Here is a 19,460-nt window from a genome sequence, read left to right as displayed (position 1 = left end):
AATCTGTGGCAACATATAAAAAGCCACGGATTTATATTACCTAAGTTCAACGATAAAATTGAATTCAGATTATTAGACTTAACAGCCCTTAAAACAAAAAAGATTTTTTTATAACTCTTATTAATATTAAATATAAATAATAGACCGATATTTGTATGTCTAAAACTTAATATCAATAATAATGAATTTATTTAAAATACAATTATTCATAGCTGCATTGCTTATAAGCGTTTCCGGTATAGAAGCGCAAGATTTCAAAGACGGTAAATATGCAAAAGAAATTCCGGCAGGTACATATTCACTGGATAAAAAATATGAAGTTGAAGAAATTACCGATTACAAGGGTGATAAAACCACAGCCAAAAATATTATTCTGTTGATTGGAGACGGAATGGGAATTTCGCATGTTTTTGCGGCAATAACAGCCAATAACGGCAATGCTTACTTCGAAAAGTTCTACAATATAGGTTTCTCAAAAACACAAAGTGCCGACAAATTTAATACTGATTCTGCTGCCGGTGGAACAGCTATAGCTACCGGAGAAAAAACAAATAAAGGTGCAATTGGAGTAGATACTGAAGGTAAAACAGCAGAAACTATTCTGGAAATTGCCGATAAAAACGGTAAGTATACCGGTATGGTTGCGGCTTCCTCGATAACACATGCCACTCCGGCTTCGTTTATAGCTCATCAGCCAAGCAGAAGGATGTATGAGGAAATAGCAAAAGACTTCCTTAATACCGACATAGAAATTTTTATCGGCGGGGGAATGGATAACTTCAAATCACGCGAAGATGGAGTTGACCTGATTAAAAAACTGGAAGAAAAAGGATATACAGTTCTTGAGAGTTTAGAAAATATAGAAAAGTATAACGGTAATAAACTTGCAGGGTTAATTTATCCAAAACATCCGGGAAAATACAGCGATAGAGGTGAGATGCTGGTTCCCGCAACAAAAAAATCTATTGATTTGCTAAATAAAAGTGAAAATGGATTCTTCTTAATGGTTGAAGGGTCACAAATAGACTGGGCAGCACACGACAATAACACCAAAGATCTTCTGGACGAAATGGCTGAATTTGACAGAGCAGTTGGTGAGGCCTTAAAATTTGCAGAGAAAGACGGAAATACACTCGTAATAGTTACTGCCGACCACGAAACAGGAGGACTTTCGGTAAATGGCGGAAATAGTGAAGAAGGATACGTAGAAGGCAAATACACTTCAAAAAGCCATACAGGAATGATGGTTCCGGTTTTCGCTTATGGACCGGGAGCAGAGCAGTTTAAAGGTATTTACGATAATACTGAATTGTTTTATAAGATGATGAAGGCTTTTGGGTTTTCACCTGTTGAATTAGTAAATAAATAGACCATAGAAACAAACAGCTTAATCAAAAAAAAAGCATTAGAAAAATATATTTTTCTAATGCTTTTTTTTATACTATAATTTACAACAATCTACTTCAATTTTGCCCAATTTGACTGATTAGTCGGACTTATATTAGTTAATGATTCTCTAAGAGCTTCGATATCAACGGGTGGCCCTGCGCTAAATATTTCCACTATCTCATCTGCCTTAGCATCCATGAAGTTTCTCACAATATTGGCGTTTGACCTGCTTTGTGCAACTTTTTCAAGTTTCTTTATCGATTCAATGATCTGGTTTTTTCCTCCTACAGGATCTTTACTCATTATATCCAGTCCCAATCTGTGATACTGATAAGAAGCCTGTCGGGCCTCAGAATAAGTTTCCGATAATAAATTTTCTACAATCCAATATCGATTAGTTCTGTTTGATGTTGGATCCCATCCCGAAAAACCCTGGTTTTGTGCAAATTCAACAACTTTTCTGGCCTTTTCAAAATATGGTGTTCCTCCATTTTCCTTAAAGGTATCATCATCTATTCCCAGCATCAGGTATGCGTAAAATGCCATTGTGGAGACCAAATTACTTGTGAAACTTTGCTCATTATATACCAAGGGTTCAAACTCAGTATATTTAAACTGAAATTTAGTATCCTTAAAATTATATGTTGGGCTAAAATAATCTGTATCATAAACCGGACGACGGCTCTGAACCTGAATAGTGGCCGTGAACTGATCTGACGAAATCTCCTGCATCAATATCAAACTAATAATCACATCGATACGCTCTTCTACTTCATAGCTATATTGCGTCCACACGGTGGAATTCATAAACTCGGTAAGTGAAGTCTGCAGAGTTTCGAATCGCTGCTTATTAGTGCCACCGATCCGATCGGAATTAACCACAATTTCACAGTTAAGTTCTTGAGCCCACAATGAGCTATTCAAGAAAATCAATAATAAGAAAGTTAGTTTACGCATACTATAGTTTTGAAATAACTTTGGTTACAATATCAGCTGCAACCTCTTTTTTTGTTTTTAAATCGTATTTTGTAAGCTCTCCAGAGCGTTCAACAATCGTAATTTTATTTGTGTCGTGCTTAAATCCTGCACCACTATCTTTTAGAGAGTTCAATACAATAAAATCAAGATTTTTTCTCTCCAACTTGCTTTTTGCATTATCCAGCTCATTTTCGGTCTCCAATGCAAAACCAACCAATAGCTGATTAGTTTTTATTTTACCGACAGATGCCAATATATCGGAATTTGGTTCCAGCTCAATAACCATTGAAGTATCCTTCTTTTTAATTTTTTCTGAAGCTACATTTTTGGGTCTGTAATCGGCTACTGCAGCCGAAAATATACCGATATCCACTCCGGAAAAATTATTGTGTACTTCGTCATACATCTCTCCGGCAGAACTAACATCAATTTTTTTAATTCCGGGATTATTAACCGATAAAGACGTTGGTCCTGATATCAGAATCACTTCTGCACCCTGAACAGCACATTCATTAGCTATCTCAAATCCCATCTTTCCCGAAGAATGATTACCGATAAAACGTACAGGGTCTATAGCTTCGTATGTCGGACCTGCAGTAATTAGAACTTTTTTTCCTTTTAACGGTAAATCAATGGCAATATGTTTTGCAATAAAATCAACTATCTCTACAGGTTCGGCCATTCTACCTTCTCCCACCAGTCCGGATGCCAATTCCCCAAAATTTGCATCTATAAAAATGTTACCAAAAGATTTAAGCTTCTTAACACTTCCGGCTGTTGTAGGATGCTTATACATATCCAGGTCCATTGCAGGAGCAAAATATACAGGACACCTTGCCGATAAATAAGTCGCAACAAGAAGATTATCTGCAATCCCATTGGCCATTTTAGACAAAGTATTAGCTGTTGCAGGTGCAACTACCATAAAATCTGCCCAAATTCCCAGGTCAACATGACTGTTCCAAACACCCTCTTCTCCCGTGGTAAACTTTGTATGCACAGGATTTTTTGAAAGCGTTGACAGGGTTAATGGAGTAATAAACTCTGTTGCGGCCTTTGTCATTACAACTTTAACATTGGCACCTACCTTAACAAACTCTCTAATCAACATTGCAGATTTATAAGCTGCAATACTGGCTGTAACACCGATTAGTACGTTCTTACCTTTTAATACTTCTTGCATAATCCAAAATATTTTAGCGACTGCTATAGTATAAAGCCCAAAAAAGGCTATTCCAAAATAGTTTATCAAAGAAAATAAAAACAATTAATGTAACGAAATAATATCGCACAATTGATTCACTCTTTAACTATTTAAAAATAGCCTTTATAAAAAATAATTCTTATTGAGAATCCGATTTTCTATAATAAATTTTGTCATTTAACCACTCTTCTATTGCCATAGCATGAGCTTTTGGTAAACGCTCATAAAAGCGGGAAACTTCTATCTGCTCGTTGTTTTCAAAAACCTCATCAAGACTATCAGAATTTGAAGCAAATTCTTCTAATTTGTCAATCAACTCCTTTTTTATATCGGCATTGATCTGATTGGCTCTTTTAGCCATGATTACAATAGACTCATAAATGTTGTCTGTAGCTTTATCAATTTCATTTCTATCTCTTGTGATAGTAGAAACAGCCGCTGTACTTTTTTTATAATCCATTTTATATATCTGATTAAACTTAATTCTAATTAAAATTACGATGCATTTTCCAAAGCTTCAAGTACTTCTGCATAATACTTTTTAGCCTTCTTCATTTTTTCCGACTCAGGATACCTTTTTTCAAATACCAAAAAGGCAGTTTTTGCACTTGTATACCTCTCTTGTTGCTTGGTGTAAAAGCTATTTTTGGCATACATATACAAAGATTCAAATTTATAATAGAAAGCATCCTCTCTTAAATCACTATCGGGAAAGTCACTAATAAAGTTACCATAAGCAATATCTGCCGCCTGATATTCCTCCAGTTTCATATACTGCTGTGCAACACCAAAATCTTTCTTTTCAAGCTTTATCCTCAGTTCCCTGATAATTTCATTTGCTTCTTTCTCTTTTTCAGAATCAGAATATCTATTAATAAACTTCTGCATTTCCGAAATTGCCTTATTTGTATTTTCCTGATCAAGAGTATATCTTGGTGAATCTAAATAATAACAATAAGCCTGCTTGTAAGCTGCTTCCTCCACTTTGGAACTTTCAGGGTATGATTTTACAAATCGCTCATAAAAATAGGCTGCTAATAAATAGTCGCCCATTTCATAATACGATTCTGCCATCATAAAAGTAATTCTCTCTGCCTGAGGCATCCCTCGATAACTTGGCAGTACCTGCTCAAAAAGTTTATTGGCTTTACTGTACTTTCCTTCTTCGAAAAGCTCATTAGCCATTTTTAATTTAGCATTTGTATCATTACTTTTTAGTACTTTTTCATACTCACTACATGAAACAGTAATAAGGGCGAAAACACCTAAATATATAAAGAGTTTCAATTTCTTAAACATCGTGCAAAGATAAGGATTAATTTATTTATTAATCAAATGAATTTTAAGCATAGAAAATCAATGGGTTAACAGGTCTATTTAACCCCGAAAACCCACATATATACTATGTTTTTATATTTATTGCTGATCTGTTCCTCCTTGAGCAACTATGGTTTTAATATCATTATCGAACAAATAAAGTCCTCCTTTATCGTCACCAATCATATTAATTTTGTCCAATATCATTCTTGCAAGAGCCTCTTCTTCAATTTGCTCAGAAACATACCACTGAAGGAAATTATGGCTTGCATAATCTCTCTCTTCCAGAGTAACGTGAACAATATCGTTGATCTTTTTAGAAACCATTACTTCGTGTTTGAAAAGAATTTCGAACATCTTTTTCAAAGACTTAAACTCACTGATCGGCTTTGCAACTTCAGGAACTATAGCTTCACCTCCTCTTTCGTTTACAAAACGAATGATTTTCAACATATGCTCCCTTTCCTCATCTGCGTGATCATACATAAATTTGGCTACTCCCTCCATTCCCTGATTCTCCGACCATACAGCCATTGAAAGATAAATCTGTGAAGAGTCGCCTTCTAGTTTTATTTGATCATTTAATGCCTTCTGCATTTTCTCTGATAACATAACTAACTTGTTTTAATTATGGAAAAATTCCAAATCCTTCTCGTATAAACGGTCAATTTCCAAATCTATTTTACCGCTTAATGAATTTGATGCCGAAATTAGTGGTAATCTTACAAAATCAGAACAAATATTTAATTTTTTTAGCAGAGATTTTATTCCCGTGGGATTTCCTTCTTCAAATATCAAAGCTATCAACTCCAATACCTTATATTGCAAGCTATTCGACTCGTTAATTTCTCCTTCCATCGCCAAACGTATCATATTAGAGAAATCTGCCGGAATAGCCTGACCAATAACCGAAATTACTCCGCTGCCGCCCATAAAGGTAATAGGAAGAGCTAAAGCATCATCTCCTGAAATTACATGAAAGCCTTCCGGTTTATTTTGTATCAGTGTCATTGCCTGAACCATATCGCCTGAAGCTTCTTTCACCGCAACGATATTTTCAAAATTCTCGGCTAATCTAATTATTGTCTCCGGCTTAATATTTGAGGCTGTACGACCCGGTACATTATAAAGAATTACATCGATCGGACATGCTTCGGCAATTGCTGCAAAATGTCGGTAAATCCCCTCTTGCGAAGGCTTGTTGTAGTATGGCGAAACAGAAAGAATAGCCTCGAATTTACTGAGATCTGTATATGATATTTCTTCTATAATCTCTCTCGTATTATTTCCCCCTATCCCAAGAACTAAAGGAAGTTTCTTGTTATTATTCTTAATAATAAAATCAATAAGCTCTTTCTTTTCCGATCGGGATAATGTAGCCACCTCTGCAGTAGTTCCCATAACTACCAAATATTCTACCCCACCGTCAGTAACGTAGTTTATCAGTTTTTTCAACCCTGCAAAGTCAATGCTACCATCATTGTAAAATGGAGTTACCAAAGCAACCCCGGTTCCTGTTAATACCATTTGTTTATCAATAAAATGTGTGTGTGTGGTTAACAAAAATACTCTTTCCTTTCAATTCTAATAAAAATCCGGAATACTTTATTAATCAAATATACAAGTTCTATTTATAGAATAAACATTTTGTTATAAATATAACAGAATTATATGGTTTGGTTTAGAATAACTAAAAAACAATTGGAATCTAAGCTATATAAGTTAAATAGCAGATATAATAAAAAGTGTAAGAAATAATAACTCTAATTATCCGGATGCATTAATGATCTTTAAATAATTCAAAATAAGACCGTAAAAACTCTTCATACTTATATTTTCACCAGTATCGACCATAAAATCATAAACATCACTATTATCTTCGTATCGGCCAACTTTGAACTTCGCTTTAGACATAACTGCACTAAACCTGATTGGCCAATGCCCGTTTTCTGCAAGATTTATCAATAGGTCGAAAGGAGTTTCAATAAAATTGATCACATCCTTAAATTTTGGCTTCCCATATCTATTAACATCCTCATCTGTGAAATATACAGTTGGAATTCCGTTGGGCTCGGGTTTCTTCGCTTCGCTAACATTATAAGCGAGTTCAAAAATTGATATTACGCCCGACTTACTTTTAAATTCCTGAGAAATATCCTGAATAAATTCGTTAATACCTTCACTATTTTCGTCAAATATAATCCCTATTGACTTCACATTAACGAATGCAAAATCATCTACCTTAGTCTCTTTAGCCTTTTTTTGAATCTTATTATAAAAAAATTGCGCTATTTTTGTCCTGTTATTTCCAAAGCTGTTACTCATACATGCAAGGTTATACATTTTTATTTTACTCGAAAAGATTTTTTAACAAAAAAAGTTCCGATGTCGTATAAAAAAGCGCTTTATCTATTGGGCATATTGACAATCTTCCTAATAGCATCATGCAATAGCGATAAACCCTCTAAGAGTCGTTCAGATTTCAGCTACATTGAAGTGAGCGATAGTTTGGAAGGAGTAAAAAAAATTGAGAATTTCATAAAGCCATACCACGATACTCTGGAAGTAGAGTTAAACAAGGTTATCTCTTATTCGAAAGAAGATCTGCTAACTTCAAGAGGTACCGGAAAGCTTGAAAGTACTTTAGGTAATTTGATCTCCGATCTGGTATATGAACAGGCCAGTGAGCGTTACAAAAATAATTTCGGGAAGCAAATAGATTTTGCTGTTTTCAATAGAGGGGGTATTAGGACTCCAATAGCAAAAGGAGATATTACCCTCAGGCATATGTTCGAAATTATGCCATTCGAAAACACTCTTATTGTAGTAACTTTAGATAGTGTCAAAATGACTGAACTGCTAAACTATATGGCTAACAGTAAAGGTCACCCCATGTCGAACATCAGGTTAAAGATAAAAGACAATATGGCCACCGACGTTTCAATAGGCGGTAAAGATTACGACAAAACAAAACAGTATAAAATAGTTACGACCGACTACCTTCAGCATGGTGGCGACAGAATGTACTTTTTTAGTGATCCACTATCTATTGATACACTGGACTATAAAATGAGAGATGCTATGATCGATTATTTTGAAAAAACCGATACGGTAAATGTTGAATTAGACGGAAGATTTACATATGCAGAATAGAAGAAAATTTATAAAAGTTGCCGGAGCCGGGAGTGCTTTTTTAGCATCGGGAGTTTCTACATTGAGTTCCTGTATGTCGAATGACCCTGTTAAAATTACGATACTACATACAAATGATACTCACTCGAGGTTTGAACCTTTCCCCGATGATCACCCTAAGTATCCGGGTATGGGAGGAATGGCTAAAAGAGCTAAAATTGTTGAGGACATCAGGAATACTGATGAAAATGTTCTTCTTGTAGATGCCGGAGATATTTTTCAGGGAACACCTTATTTTAACTATTATGGTGGAGAGCTTAATTTTAAGCTGATGAGCATGCTGAAATACGATGTGGCTACAATTGGGAATCACGATCTCGACAATGGGATAGATGGATTTGCCAAACACCTAAAGCATGCTAATTTCCCTTTTGTAAACTGCAACTATGATTTTACAAACACAGTTTTAGAAGGAAAATTAGAAGCGTATAAAACATTCATGTTCTCGGGTATAAAAGTTGGGGTATTTGGTATAGGGATAGAGCTGGAGGGCTTGGTTGATCCTAAAAATTATAACGCAATAAAGTATCTCGACCCGATAGAATCGGCCAATAATTATGCAAGGATTCTTAAAGAAGAAGAAAAATGCGATTTGGTAATAATGCTTTCGCATTTGGGATATAAATACAGAGGTGATAAAGTTTCGGATGTGGTTGTGGCAGAAAACACCAATAATATTGATTTGATTGTTGGGGGTCATACACACACATTTATGAAGGAACCCGATGTAATTAAAAACAAAGCCGGAGAAGATACAATAGTGAGTCAGGCAGGTTTTGCAGGCATCAATATAGGGAGAATAGATTTCTACTTTGATAAAAACAAAAAACCCGGGGTAGCTTTGAATAAATATCTGGAAGTTAAGAGTGATTCTGAAGAAGTCTAATACAAAATCAGCATCAAACTTCACTTTTTAGCACCTGTTATTTATTATAAAAATACTAAGCTGTCAAAATAATATTGTCAATTATAATTTACTTAAATTTGCATCGTTGTATTATTGAATACTCATAAGTACAACTTTTCACAATACAGTGATTATAATCTAAGAAAGACAGTCCATGAAATAAGTACATGGCTGAAATTTATTTACAGATGAACGAGTATGAGTAAATTTTTCCTCACTCAGGGAAATGATAATACATGAATGTACCATCCCTGCCTGCAAGACGCAGTCAGGCAGGTGACCGAATAAAACAAATTATTAACAGATGAAATTACCTTCATTCATAAAGTTAAATAGTTATAAGCGTTTTGATTTCCAACCTCGCTACTACGATGAACGCAAGGAGCGTCTGGAAAGAATAAAAGCAAAATACAAAGGCGAGAACAGTCCGGAGGCTACCAAGGAAAGAATCCGTGGAAGTTTTAAAAAAAGCTCTAAAAGAAAGACCGGAAGTTCCAACATTAGATTGTTATTAATAATAGCCGGGCTATTGTTCTTAGCATGGTATTTTTTGTATAAATAAAGCTCCTGAATAATATACATGGCAGATATAATAAAACTGTTACCCGATAGTGTGGCTAACCAAATTGCGGCCGGTGAGGTAGTTCAACGACCTGCTTCGGCTGTAAAAGAACTACTTGAAAATTCAATAGATGCCGGCGCCACTGAATTAAAGCTAATAATTAAAGATTCAGGGAAAACTCTAATCCAGGTTATAGATAATGGCAAAGGTATGAGTGCCACAGACGCCCGAATGAGTTTTGAACGACATGCAACTTCAAAAATTTCATCGGCCGAAGATCTTTTTAACCTCAGTACAAAAGGTTTCAGAGGAGAAGCGTTGGCTTCGATTGCTGCTATTAGTCAGGTAGAATTAAAAACAAGAAAAGAGGGTGATGATTTAGCAACATGTATAAAAATTGAAGGTTCAAAAGTAAAATCGCAAGATGTATGTTCTTCACCGGAAGGGACTAATATTTCGGTTAAAAATCTATTTTTTAACATTCCTGCCCGTCGAAACTTTCTAAAATCGGAGAAAGCAGAGACAAAACATATAGTTGATGAATTTTTAAGAATATCACTTGCTCATCCCGACATAAAATTCTCGCTGACACACAATGGTAATACTGTTTACAGTCTTGAAGCCGCTAAACTCAAAAAAAGGATTGATTCAATATTCGGATCAAAAACCAACGATAAATTCTTCCCTATCGAAGAAGATACAGAGATTGTATCATTAAGAGGTTATGTAGGTAAACCGGAATTCTCTAAACGAAGAAGAGGTGAACAATATTTTTTTGTAAACAACCGCTTTATCAAGAGTACTTATCTGAATCATGCAGTTAGTGCTGCTTTTGAAAGTCTTTTACCTCCTGACAGCTATCCGTCATATTTTATTTATCTGGATATTGATCCAAAGTCGATCGATATTAATATCCATCCGACAAAAACTGAAATAAAATTTGAGGATGAAAGAAGTATTTATGCTATTTTACGTTCTACCATAAAACATTCTTTAGGCCAATACAACATTTCACCTTCGCTTGATTTTTCGGTAGACGGCAACCTAGATGAGGAACTAATGAGGCCTTCCGATAATTTCTCACAACCTTCAATTGATGTTAACCCTGAATACAATCCTTTTAAGGAAGACAACAGTTATTCCGGTCAAAAGAATTACGGAGGAGGATCTGCATCATTCAAAAAAGCAGATACTTCGGGATGGGATGCCTTATACAGCGGATTAGAAAATCTGTCGCCGGATGACTCCTTTATAGTTAGTCCGACAAATTCAATCGACACCTCAAACATAACCTGGGATGAGGAAACTGAACAATCCGGTTTAGAAAATGACGACAGCTCTTTTGAACAGAAAAGTGACATCCACTTTCAGCTCCACAAAAAGTATATCCTGAGCCATGTACGATCAGGAATGCTGACAATTGATCAGAACAATGCACATGAACGAATCTTATACGATCAGTTTTACAACAACATAACGCATGATAATTTTGCAAGTCAACAACTTCTGTTTCCTATTGATATAGAAATGAACGAAGCCCAATGGGCGTTATTGCAACAGGTACTACCCGATCTGGAAAAAATAGGCTTTACATTTACAGGCTTTTCAACTAATATAGTTACCATAATTGGCATCCCTGCCGAATTTTCTGAGAACGACTCGAAAAACATGATTGAAAAAGTCTTAAACGATTTAGAATTTGCTGAAACAGATGTGATAGAAAACAAACTACACCTCCTGGCACTGTCGTTTGCTAAAACCAAAGCGGTGAAATATGGCGTTGCTCTACAGCAAAATCAAATGTCGGATATAGTAAATAAATTGTTCGCATGCGAAAATCCAAACTATAGTCCATCGGGAAAAATGATAACTAGCATAATTTCTCTCGAAGATATTGAAAAGAGATTTATATGATAGAATGAAAATATTAGTAAGTATTATCTCATCATATTTTAGTAAATTACACATAGTAAAACAGACCGGTATTGAAATAGCAACTAACAGATAATCAGGTGTATTTAAAAATTTTATAAAAAATAATAGATTAAAATGTCATACAACTTTCAGCCTACAACATTTAAAAGATTACCTGATGTAATTAAGAATCTGATTATCATAAATGGTCTGTTCTTTTTAGGAACAATTGTACTGCGCAATTTTGGTATTGATCTGATAAAAGCTTTTGGACTGTTCTTACCGGGAAGTACAAACTTTGCCCCTCATCAGTTTATTACTCATATGTTTATGCACAGTATCTCGAATCCGGGACACATATTTATGAATATGTTTATGCTTTGGATGTTTGGTAATATGCTCGAAAATATTTGGGGTGCAAAGAGATTTCTGGTATTTTATATGGTTACCGGACTGGGAGCCGGATTACTCTACACGGCTGTGCATTATACAGAAGCAATGATGTTACAGAACCAGCTTATGGAGGCAGGTATGAGTCAATCCGATTTAATGAATCTGGTTACAACCATGAGATATAATCCTGCAGTCTTAAGTTCCGTAACAGAAGATGTTTTACGTGATTACTGGCTTGCTTTCAACACTCCTGTCATTGGAGCCTCGGGGGCGGTTTATGGAGTATTAATGGCCTTTGGAATGATTTTCCCGAATATGATGATATATATATACTTCTTATTCCCTATCAAGGCTAAGTGGTTAGTAATAATTTTAGGTGCTGTTGAATTTTTCCAGGGTTTCAACTCCAGTGGAAGTAATGTAGCACACTTTGCTCATTTGGGAGGAATGCTATTTGGATACCTGTTGATTAAATACTGGCAAAAAAAGGGAATGGGAAATCCGATGTATTAACTGAATATTTAAAGAAAGAATAAACTGTAAGATAATGAATGAAGTTTTAAAAAGACTGAAATATGAGTTTTCGAAAGGAACATCGCTTATAAAGCTAATATACCTGAATGTTGGTGTATTTATTTTGATGTTAATTCTAAACTTTTTTCTACGTTTATTTAATACCGATCAAACCTTCTTATGGTCGTGGTTTGCATTACATGCTGATGGTGTAGATTTTATCACAAAGCCATGGACAATACTAACATACAGTATTTTTCATAGCGGATTTGGTCATATCTTTTTTAATATGGTTTTGCTCTACCTCTCAGGGCAGATTTTTCTCCAATACTTAAGTCAGAAACAATTATTGAGTTTATACATTTTAGGTATTATTGTAGGTGGTCTGTTTTTTGTTGTTGCAATAAACATATTCCCTTTATTTGACAATCCGGTTTCATATTACAGAATTATAGGTGCATCAGCCGGAGTAATGGCCGTACTTATTGCAATAGCAACCTATGTGCCAAACTATTCAATACGACTGTTCCTGATTGGACGCGTAAAACTTTGGCATCTTGCAGCTTTCTTCATATTTCTTGACTTCTTAAATTTTCAGGGTGATGGGAATGAGGGAGGTCATCTGTCGCATATTGGGGGTGCTCTCATAGGGTTTATTTACGGGAAACAACTTCAGCACAATAAAGATATAGGCCGATGGATAAATAATATTATTGACCGATTCAATAATATATTCAACAAAAAAAAGAACCCATTTCAAAAAGTCTATAAAAACCAAACACCCCGAAATGATTACGATTACAATTTAAGTAAAAGAGAAGAAGAAGAAAAGATCGATGATATTCTTGGTAAAATATCAAAATCTGGCTACGAAAGTTTAAGTGCCGATGAAAAAGAATTTCTGTTTAAGGCAGGAAAGAAATAATAAAACAAACTATTAACAGATGAAAAAGCTTGGCTTCTTTGGCAAAATGTTTTACTTCGTTAACATCGTATTTGGGCTTTTACTCATTGCGAGTTACTTTGTTCCCCTAATTTACCCGGGAACAATTCCATTTATAGCTACACTAAGTTTACTTATGCCAGTGTTGATGATAATCAATATAGTATTTGTTCTGTTGTGGATTATGAATTTGAACATCCGATTCATATTTTCATTAGTGATACTTATTTTAGGTATTAACCATATTGATAATTTCTTCAGATGGTCTAACAGCCAATTTGTAGGAAGTGAAGATCTGAAAGTAATGACCTTCAATGTTAGAATGTTCAATGTTTTCAATTGGATTAAAGAGCCGGGTATAGAAAACGAAATATATGATTTAGTAAAAAATGAAAGTCCCGATATTGTCGCTTTTCAGGAATACCATCAGATGAAAAATTTCGACATTGGAGATTATGAATACACCCACTTTTATTACCCGGGAACGGAAAAATACTGGGGTCAGGCTATATTCTCAAAATATAAAATTATTAGTAATGGAAACGTAAAGTTTCCTTCCACTTCAAATAGTGCTGTTTATATTGATATTGATGTGAATGGTGACTATGTTAGAGTTTACAGTATTCACCTTGAAACCTTAAGCTTAGACAAGAGTGATTTGGCTCTTGATAAAGCCTTCGACATTTCGGACTCAAAAAATAATATTGGAAACAATGTGAGATCAATTGCCTCTAAGATAGATAAAGGGTTCGGACGACATGGTGAACAAGCCGATTTATTACGCGAACATATAAACAGTTCCCCATATCCGGTAATTGTAATGGGTGATTTTAATTCAAGTGCATTCTCTTATGAATACAGGGAGATAAGAGGTGATTTAGTTGATGCATTCGAAGTTGGAGGACAAGGATTTGGAAAAACATTCGATTTTAAATATTTCCCACTGAGAATTGATTTTGTATTTGGCGATCCAAACTTTAGAGTAGTAGGATTTAAGACCTTAAATAATAAAGCTCTCTCTGACCACTACCCGGTGATGGCTTCATATAACATTAGATAATGATTGGAGACAAAATAAAATTAAGGGCTCTAGAGCCGGATGACCTCAGCTTTCTTTACATGGTAGAAAATGATGTTGATAACTGGAAAATTTCAGAAACAAAAATTCCATTCTCCAAATATCTGTTGCATCAGTATTTGGAAAATATCGACCGGGATATTACTAAAACAGGACAACTAAGGTTGGTGATCGAAAATATAAAAAACGGAGAAACAGTAGGACTAATTGATTTATTTGACTTTGATCCAATCCATAAACGAAGTGGGATTGGTATAATTATAAATGATAAACACCAGAGTCTTGGTTATGGAAAAGAAGCTCTTGACCTCTTAGTTGTATACTGTAAGAAAACGCTAAACCTACATCAATTATACTGCGATATTCAATGTAATAACAAAGCTAGTATCAGTTTTTTTGAGAGCAATAACTTTAAAAAAACAGGTGTCAAAAAAGATTGGTGGCTAAGTGACAAAAAACTCAGTGATGTATATTTTTATCAGAGAATTTTATAGTTTTCTTATATTCACCTATTAATAACCCGGTTATGTAATATTAAAAGATGTAATATAGCTGACAATTATTATTATTATAATCAACCCCATAAAAACATTTCTCCATATGGGTTTTTTCTTGTGTTGAATAAACTTCGCCCAAATTGCGGATATTGGAAGAAAAAGGATTATCAGCTCCTGACCATTTGTGATAGTGCCAAACATTGCGATAATTACACCGATAAAAAGCCCCAGGTATGTCATAGCATAACTTTTACGCGTATCGAGTTTGTGAAGCCGCATATTACTGCTATAATCAAAAATTGCGAAGATTGTAATCAACAAATAAATTCCCAGAACTATCATTACGTTCTTTGAACCATAAAAATCATTTTCTCTATAGCGAAAAGAATGAATAAAAAACCTATCCCAATATTCTCCCAAATTATCGAACCAAAAATACCCGGTAAACAAAAGATAAAAAGGAATAAGTATTCCAACAATAGGCAAAAACCACTGACGCCAATTATCGGCTCCATAAATTATTATTCCCAAATATATCAAAATACCATATAAAATAGAATAAGGATAAATAACCGCAGCTATACCGATAAGAAAACCTGCATTAAACAATTTTATCGTCATTTTTTTATGTACGTGGAGGCTAAGCAAGTTCTTAAGAGCAAGCACCACAAAAAATGTAGATGCTAATATTGGATTAAAAATTACTATACCGGGAAAAGAAGATATCAGCAACACAAAAAACAACAAAGCAAATGAGTTGTCACCGGTAATGGAATTCTCATGAACTATGTAATTTACAAGCACCCCCAACGAAACTACAAAGAAAAGCGAAAGAACAACAGGTATTACATCCCCAAGGTTTGGGTAGTGATTTTGAACCAAAAATTCATTGTGAAAACTTTCTATATTAAAGTAGCCATAAAAACTACTCGCGGAAACCAATACCAGAAACAAAAACAATAATAAAATTGTTATAGGATGTGTATTATTAAAAACTTTTGTAAGCATAATTTATATAACCTCTTTATAATCAACCACTTTTACATTATGGTAATAAAACTTTATTATTTGATCGTAAGTATAGCCTCTTTCCGCCATATGTATGGCGCCAATCTGCGATAAACCTACACCATGTCCATAACCTTTTCCGGAAATTAACACTTTATCTCCCCTATCAGAAATATCGAAAAATGTAGATCGCAGTTTAAACTGTGACCTGATTTCTTTTAGCGGTATTTTTACATTTCTATATGATAAATGAGACTTTCTCTGCTCCTGTTTAAAGCTAAGTATAGCATTATAATACTTGCTGTTATTCTTAAATTCAGGAGCCCGTTTATTGAAATAAAGAAGAAACCTGTCTTTTGGAATTTCAACTTCCCAAAAAGTGCTATCCCCAGGAGATGTAGTACTATACGGATCTCTTTTTGATTTCAGATAGGGCAAATCTGTAACCCATACTTCTTTGGCGTTAGAAGTCTGACCTCCGCTATTAGCATGAAAAACAGGAAGAATAAGTCTGTTGTTAAAATCTACAATAACCTTGCTTTTAGTTTCTTCTACGGCCTTCAATATTAAATTATTCTCAACATAATAGCTTTTCGAAAAATACACCTGACTCCTCACATCATCGGTTAGGTTATAGCCATTACTTATAAATTTATTTAAGTTTTTAATGGCATAGGTTCTTGCTATAATTGCTTGCGCCTTGTAAAATTCAAGATTCCCTTTACTGCCAACTTCCGATTCTACAACCCCTGCCACATAACTATCCAGTCCCACTTTATTTACTATCTCCAGATTGTTATTCTTTGGACTCATTAATAATGATCCTTCGTAAAACCGTTCTTTTTGAGATTCATATCTGATAACAAATGAACTTGTGTCTTGTACGGCAACGAAATAAACCTTATCGAAACTACCTAAATTCCTATTATCATGTAGCAATGATATTTTTCCTGACTTCAAGCTAAAATATACTGTATTACTTTCTTTATCTAATGAACTTACTTTTGCAATTGTATCGATCAATTTTCCTTTAACATCGTTTGCCAAAAGAAAATAATCTCCTTTAGCTACGCTTATAATTGCTTTATTACCATTGTAGGTAGAAAACAACCTCACCTTAATATTCTCTACAATATCAGCATTAGAATAAGTTATAGTGAATAATAGAAAAAATATTGATATCAAAAATCTATTCACGTGTTAATTATTTTATGTTTTGCTCATTTGCCTTTCTGTCAGTATAATTCAGACAGGCATTCCATCCGTTGTAAATTGCTGTAACTCTAATTCCTTTTAGGTATTTCGTGCAAATACTTATACATCAACCGGGCTGTATTTTTCGATGCTCCGGCTCCCCCGAGGATTGAAATTAGTTTATCAAAGTTGTCAAGCATTTTCTTTCTTCCTTCTCCTTCCAATATATTTTTCAATTCCAGAGAAAGACGATTTGAATTAAAATCTTCCTGTATCAACTCCGTAACAACTTCAGAACCCATAATCAGATTTACAAGCGAAATATAGTCGATTTTAACCAACTTTTTACCGATATGATATGAAATAAAATTAGCCTTATAACAGACAATTTCAGGCACCTTAAACAATGCTGCTTCCAGCGTAGCTGTTCCCGATGTAACTAGCGCTGCTTCTGACACCTGCAACAGATCGTATGTGCGGTTGCTTATAAACTTAACCTGATCATCTTTAATAAACTTCTCATAAAACGAATATTCCTGCGATGGTGCCCCGGCAATTACAAACTGATAATCTTTGAAATTATCCTTAACACTTAGCATTATTGGCAACGACTTAGTTATCTCCTGCTTTCTGCTTCCCGGCAAAATAGCAATAACCGGTCTGTTATCAATATTATATTCTTCCTTGAATTTTCTGTCTTCAATTGCTTTTCTTGAATCTATTGCATCAATCAACGGATGCCCGACGAAATCTACCTCATAATCATGTTTTTTATAGAAGTCTTTTTCGAAAGGAAGAATCACAAACATCTTATCAACATTATTCTTTATTTCGGTTATCCTTGCTTCTTTCCAAGCCCATATTTGAGGCGATATATAATAAAAAACCTTTATTCCATTACGCTTTGCAAATTTTGCAATCCGTAAATTAAACCCTGGATAATCAATCAAAATTATTGCATCGGGTTTGTATTCGAGAATATCTTTTTTACAGAATGAAATATTACCCAAAATGGTTCTTATATTCATCAGCACCTCCGCAAATCCCATAAAAGCAAGGTCGCGATAATGTTTTATTAATTCTCCACCGTTGGCAGCCATTAAATCTCCTCCCCAAAACCTAAATTCGGACTGATTATCCTCCTCCTTTAAAGCCTTCATCAAATTGGCTCCATGCAAATCGCCGGAAGCTTCTCCTGCTATTATATAATATTTCATTCTTTATTATAATTTATGTCCTGTTAAAACAACTTAGTAGCTATAACAATAAACGACAAAAATATTGTAATTAATAGAACTCCACGTGCTGCTGAGTAATTTTTCTTATTTATAAAAAGATAAAACACAAGCATGTTAGAAACAGCCGATAAGCTCAACACTTCACTGTATAAGCTACCTTTTTCAACCAGATCTAAAGCTTGTGACAAGTCGTAATCAGTAAAAGAAAATATCCAGATGGCAAATGCTATCGGGGGAGTTACAAGTCCGGCAATTGCCCCATATAAAAGTTGTATTTTATCCTTCATTATTCCATGCATTAAGTCGTTGAATAGCAAAATGTGCTGTTAAATCGTACTGTACCGGCACTATGGAAATATATCCATTTTCAAGAGCCCATTCATCAGTATCTTCTCCTTTATCAAGATTCACAAATTTTCCGGTAAGCCAGAAGTAGGTTCTGCCTCTGGGATCAATTCTGCGATCAAACTCCTCTTCCCAGGTAGCTTTTGCCTGTCGACATACTTTTACCCCTTTAATTTCTTCTAATGTCAGATTAGGAATATTTACATTCAAAATAACTCCCTGCGGAACTCCATTATTCAACGTATTCTCAGCTATTCTCTTTACAAAAGGTTTACTGTGCTCAAAATTTGCTCCCAGAGAATAATCTAAAAGTGAAAAGCCTATAGCCGGTATACCTTCCATACCTGCTTCTATCGCCGCCGACATAGTACCTGAATATATTACATTAATGGCCGAATTTGAACCGTGATTTATCCCGGAAACACATAAATCCGGTTTTTTTGGCAGCAACTCACTTATAGCCAGTTTTACACAATCGGCAGGAGTACCACTGCAGCTAAATTCTTTCTGTGGACCATCATCAATATTAATTTCGTCGACATGTAAAGTAGAATTTACAGTTATGGCATGTCCCATTCCTGATTGTCCTTTGTCGGGTGCTACTACCCAAACATCTCCTAATTCATTCATTACCGAAATCAGATTCCTAATACCGGGTGCGGTAATACCGTCATCATTCGTAATTAGTATCAAAGGCTTTTCATTCGCCATAGCTTTATCCTTCTTAAATTTATTAATTACTAATATATACTATAGTTCAATCAAACAATAAGCTCCTAATAACATTC

Annotated in this window: 21 protein-coding genes; 9 read left to right on the top strand and 12 right to left on the bottom strand. The window is 34.7% G+C overall.

What is annotated here, in order from left to right; translation table 11 throughout:
- The first annotated feature begins 181 nt into the window (after window positions 1-181).
- Window positions 182-1,369, top strand: coding sequence for an alkaline phosphatase (locus ABFR62_03415; GenBank protein MEN8137457.1), 1,188 nt, complete (start codon window positions 182-184; stop codon window positions 1,367-1,369).
- 89 nt (window positions 1,370-1,458) lie between these two features.
- On the opposite strand, the gene ABFR62_03410 is transcribed toward ABFR62_03415, so the two are convergent.
- From ABFR62_03410 to ABFR62_03380, 7 genes are all read right to left on the bottom strand, one after another.
- On the bottom strand, window positions 1,459-2,346 hold the full coding sequence (locus ABFR62_03410) for a DUF4835 family protein (GenBank protein MEN8137456.1): 888 nt from the start codon (window positions 2,344-2,346) through the stop codon (window positions 1,459-1,461).
- A 1-nt stretch (window position 2,347) separates the two neighbouring features.
- Window positions 2,348-3,550 (bottom strand): bifunctional phosphopantothenoylcysteine decarboxylase/phosphopantothenate--cysteine ligase CoaBC, encoded by a 1,203-nt coding sequence (coaBC, locus tag ABFR62_03405; GenBank protein ID MEN8137455.1) that lies wholly within the window; start codon window positions 3,548-3,550, stop codon window positions 2,348-2,350.
- Window positions 3,551-3,710: 160 nt separating this feature from the next.
- Window positions 3,711-4,031: a DNA-directed RNA polymerase subunit omega gene (locus tag ABFR62_03400; protein ID MEN8137454.1), complete on the bottom strand. Its 321-nt coding sequence runs from the start codon at window positions 4,029-4,031 to the stop codon at window positions 3,711-3,713.
- A gap of 35 nt (window positions 4,032-4,066) precedes the next feature.
- Window positions 4,067-4,870, bottom strand: a complete 804-nt coding sequence (gene bamD / locus ABFR62_03395; GenBank protein MEN8137453.1) for an outer membrane protein assembly factor BamD — start codon at window positions 4,868-4,870, stop codon at window positions 4,067-4,069.
- Between the two features lie 117 nt (window positions 4,871-4,987).
- Window positions 4,988-5,500, bottom strand: a complete 513-nt coding sequence (locus ABFR62_03390; protein MEN8137452.1) for a ferritin — start codon at window positions 5,498-5,500, stop codon at window positions 4,988-4,990.
- A 12-nt stretch (window positions 5,501-5,512) separates the two neighbouring features.
- Complete coding sequence (gene dapA / locus ABFR62_03385; protein MEN8137451.1) at window positions 5,513-6,415, bottom strand: 4-hydroxy-tetrahydrodipicolinate synthase; 903 nt, start codon at window positions 6,413-6,415, stop codon at window positions 5,513-5,515.
- A gap of 240 nt (window positions 6,416-6,655) precedes the next feature.
- Window positions 6,656-7,213 carry a hypothetical protein gene (locus ABFR62_03380; protein ID MEN8137450.1) on the bottom strand — a complete coding sequence of 186 codons (558 nt, stop codon included), beginning with the start codon at window positions 7,211-7,213 and terminating at the stop codon, window positions 6,656-6,658.
- 60 nt (window positions 7,214-7,273) lie between these two features.
- Here ABFR62_03380 and ABFR62_03375 point away from each other — a divergent pair, with 60 nt between their 5' ends.
- The 8 genes from ABFR62_03375 (at window position 7,274) to ABFR62_03340 (ending at window position 14,884) form a co-directional block, all read left to right on the top strand.
- Complete coding sequence (locus tag ABFR62_03375; protein MEN8137449.1) at window positions 7,274-8,041, top strand: 5'-nucleotidase C-terminal domain-containing protein; 768 nt, start codon at window positions 7,274-7,276, stop codon at window positions 8,039-8,041.
- Window positions 8,031-8,966 (top strand): metallophosphatase, encoded by a 936-nt coding sequence (locus ABFR62_03370; GenBank protein MEN8137448.1) that lies wholly within the window; start codon window positions 8,031-8,033, stop codon window positions 8,964-8,966. Before ABFR62_03375 ends, ABFR62_03370 begins: the two co-directional genes overlap by 11 nt.
- Window positions 8,967-9,291: 325 nt before the next feature.
- Entirely contained in the window at window positions 9,292-9,549 is a 258-nt protein-coding gene (locus ABFR62_03365; GenBank protein ID MEN8137447.1) for a hypothetical protein, read from the top strand.
- Between the two features lie 18 nt (window positions 9,550-9,567).
- Window positions 9,568-11,463 (top strand): DNA mismatch repair endonuclease MutL, encoded by a 1,896-nt coding sequence (gene mutL / locus ABFR62_03360; protein MEN8137446.1) that lies wholly within the window; start codon window positions 9,568-9,570, stop codon window positions 11,461-11,463.
- Between the two features lie 135 nt (window positions 11,464-11,598).
- The gene (locus ABFR62_03355) at window positions 11,599-12,369 is read left to right on the top strand and encodes a rhomboid family intramembrane serine protease (protein ID MEN8137445.1); all 771 of its coding nucleotides are present in this window, start codon (window positions 11,599-11,601) and stop codon (window positions 12,367-12,369) included.
- A 34-nt stretch (window positions 12,370-12,403) separates the two neighbouring features.
- Window positions 12,404-13,294: a rhomboid family intramembrane serine protease gene (locus ABFR62_03350; GenBank protein MEN8137444.1), complete on the top strand. Its 891-nt coding sequence runs from the start codon at window positions 12,404-12,406 to the stop codon at window positions 13,292-13,294.
- Between the two features lie 19 nt (window positions 13,295-13,313).
- Window positions 13,314-14,372, top strand: coding sequence for an endonuclease/exonuclease/phosphatase family protein (locus tag ABFR62_03345; GenBank protein MEN8137443.1), 1,059 nt, complete (start codon window positions 13,314-13,316; stop codon window positions 14,370-14,372).
- The gene (locus tag ABFR62_03340; GenBank protein MEN8137442.1) at window positions 14,372-14,884 is read left to right on the top strand and encodes a GNAT family protein; all 513 of its coding nucleotides are present in this window, start codon (window positions 14,372-14,374) and stop codon (window positions 14,882-14,884) included. Before ABFR62_03345 ends, ABFR62_03340 begins: the two co-directional genes overlap by 1 nt.
- Window positions 14,885-14,914: 30 nt before the next feature.
- Here ABFR62_03340 and ABFR62_03335 read toward each other — a convergent pair whose 3' ends face one another.
- The 5 genes from ABFR62_03335 to surE form a co-directional block, all read right to left on the bottom strand.
- Window positions 14,915-15,895: a DUF6427 family protein gene (locus tag ABFR62_03335; protein ID MEN8137441.1), complete on the bottom strand. Its 981-nt coding sequence runs from the start codon at window positions 15,893-15,895 to the stop codon at window positions 14,915-14,917.
- Window positions 15,896-15,898: 3 nt separating this feature from the next.
- Window positions 15,899-17,092, bottom strand: a complete 1,194-nt coding sequence (locus tag ABFR62_03330) for a SpoIID/LytB domain-containing protein (protein ID MEN8137440.1) — start codon at window positions 17,090-17,092, stop codon at window positions 15,899-15,901.
- Between the two features lie 86 nt (window positions 17,093-17,178).
- A complete protein-coding gene (lpxB, locus tag ABFR62_03325; protein ID MEN8137439.1) occupies window positions 17,179-18,306 on the bottom strand; it encodes a lipid-A-disaccharide synthase in 1,128 nt (375 codons plus the stop codon).
- Between the two features lie 23 nt (window positions 18,307-18,329).
- On the bottom strand, window positions 18,330-18,614 hold the full coding sequence (locus tag ABFR62_03320; protein ID MEN8137438.1) for a hypothetical protein: 285 nt from the start codon (window positions 18,612-18,614) through the stop codon (window positions 18,330-18,332).
- Window positions 18,604-19,383, bottom strand: a complete 780-nt coding sequence (gene surE, locus ABFR62_03315) for a 5'/3'-nucleotidase SurE (protein MEN8137437.1) — start codon at window positions 19,381-19,383, stop codon at window positions 18,604-18,606. Before surE ends, ABFR62_03320 begins: the two co-directional genes overlap by 11 nt.
- Between the last annotated feature and the right edge of the window lie 77 nt (window positions 19,384-19,460).

The organism is Bacteroidota bacterium (assembly GCA_039714315.1).
Classification (GTDB): domain Bacteria; phylum Bacteroidota; class Bacteroidia; order Flavobacteriales; family JADGDT01; genus JADGDT01.
This window is presented reverse-complemented; position numbering and strand designations above follow the sequence as displayed.

Coding starts and splice junctions, on each gene's coding strand:
- ABFR62_03415 (MEN8137457.1), top strand. CDS start 182: ATGAATTTATTTAAAATACAATTATTCATAGCTGCATTGCTTATAAGC.
- ABFR62_03410 (MEN8137456.1), bottom strand. CDS start 2,346: ATGCGTAAACTAACTTTCTTATTATTGATTTTCTTGAATAGCTCATTG.
- coaBC (MEN8137455.1), bottom strand. CDS start 3,550: ATGCAAGAAGTATTAAAAGGTAAGAACGTACTAATCGGTGTTACAGCC.
- ABFR62_03400 (MEN8137454.1), bottom strand. CDS start 4,031: ATGGATTATAAAAAAAGTACAGCGGCTGTTTCTACTATCACAAGAGAT.
- bamD (MEN8137453.1), bottom strand. CDS start 4,870: ATGTTTAAGAAATTGAAACTCTTTATATATTTAGGTGTTTTCGCCCTT.
- ABFR62_03390 (MEN8137452.1), bottom strand. CDS start 5,500: ATGTTATCAGAGAAAATGCAGAAGGCATTAAATGATCAAATAAAACTA.
- dapA (MEN8137451.1), bottom strand. CDS start 6,415: ATGGTATTAACAGGAACCGGGGTTGCTTTGGTAACTCCATTTTACAAT.
- ABFR62_03380 (MEN8137450.1), bottom strand. CDS start 7,213: ATGAGTAACAGCTTTGGAAATAACAGGACAAAAATAGCGCAATTTTTT.
- ABFR62_03375 (MEN8137449.1), top strand. CDS start 7,274: ATGTCGTATAAAAAAGCGCTTTATCTATTGGGCATATTGACAATCTTC.
- ABFR62_03370 (MEN8137448.1), top strand. CDS start 8,031: ATGCAGAATAGAAGAAAATTTATAAAAGTTGCCGGAGCCGGGAGTGCT.
- ABFR62_03365 (MEN8137447.1), top strand. CDS start 9,292: ATGAAATTACCTTCATTCATAAAGTTAAATAGTTATAAGCGTTTTGAT.
- mutL (MEN8137446.1), top strand. CDS start 9,568: ATGGCAGATATAATAAAACTGTTACCCGATAGTGTGGCTAACCAAATT.
- ABFR62_03355 (MEN8137445.1), top strand. CDS start 11,599: ATGTCATACAACTTTCAGCCTACAACATTTAAAAGATTACCTGATGTA.
- ABFR62_03350 (MEN8137444.1), top strand. CDS start 12,404: ATGAATGAAGTTTTAAAAAGACTGAAATATGAGTTTTCGAAAGGAACA.
- ABFR62_03345 (MEN8137443.1), top strand. CDS start 13,314: ATGAAAAAGCTTGGCTTCTTTGGCAAAATGTTTTACTTCGTTAACATC.
- ABFR62_03340 (MEN8137442.1), top strand. CDS start 14,372: ATGATTGGAGACAAAATAAAATTAAGGGCTCTAGAGCCGGATGACCTC.
- ABFR62_03335 (MEN8137441.1), bottom strand. CDS start 15,895: ATGCTTACAAAAGTTTTTAATAATACACATCCTATAACAATTTTATTA.
- lpxB (MEN8137439.1), bottom strand. CDS start 18,306: ATGAAATATTATATAATAGCAGGAGAAGCTTCCGGCGATTTGCATGGA.
- ABFR62_03320 (MEN8137438.1), bottom strand. CDS start 18,614: ATGAAGGATAAAATACAACTTTTATATGGGGCAATTGCCGGACTTGTA.
- surE (MEN8137437.1), bottom strand. CDS start 19,383: ATGGCGAATGAAAAGCCTTTGATACTAATTACGAATGATGACGGTATT.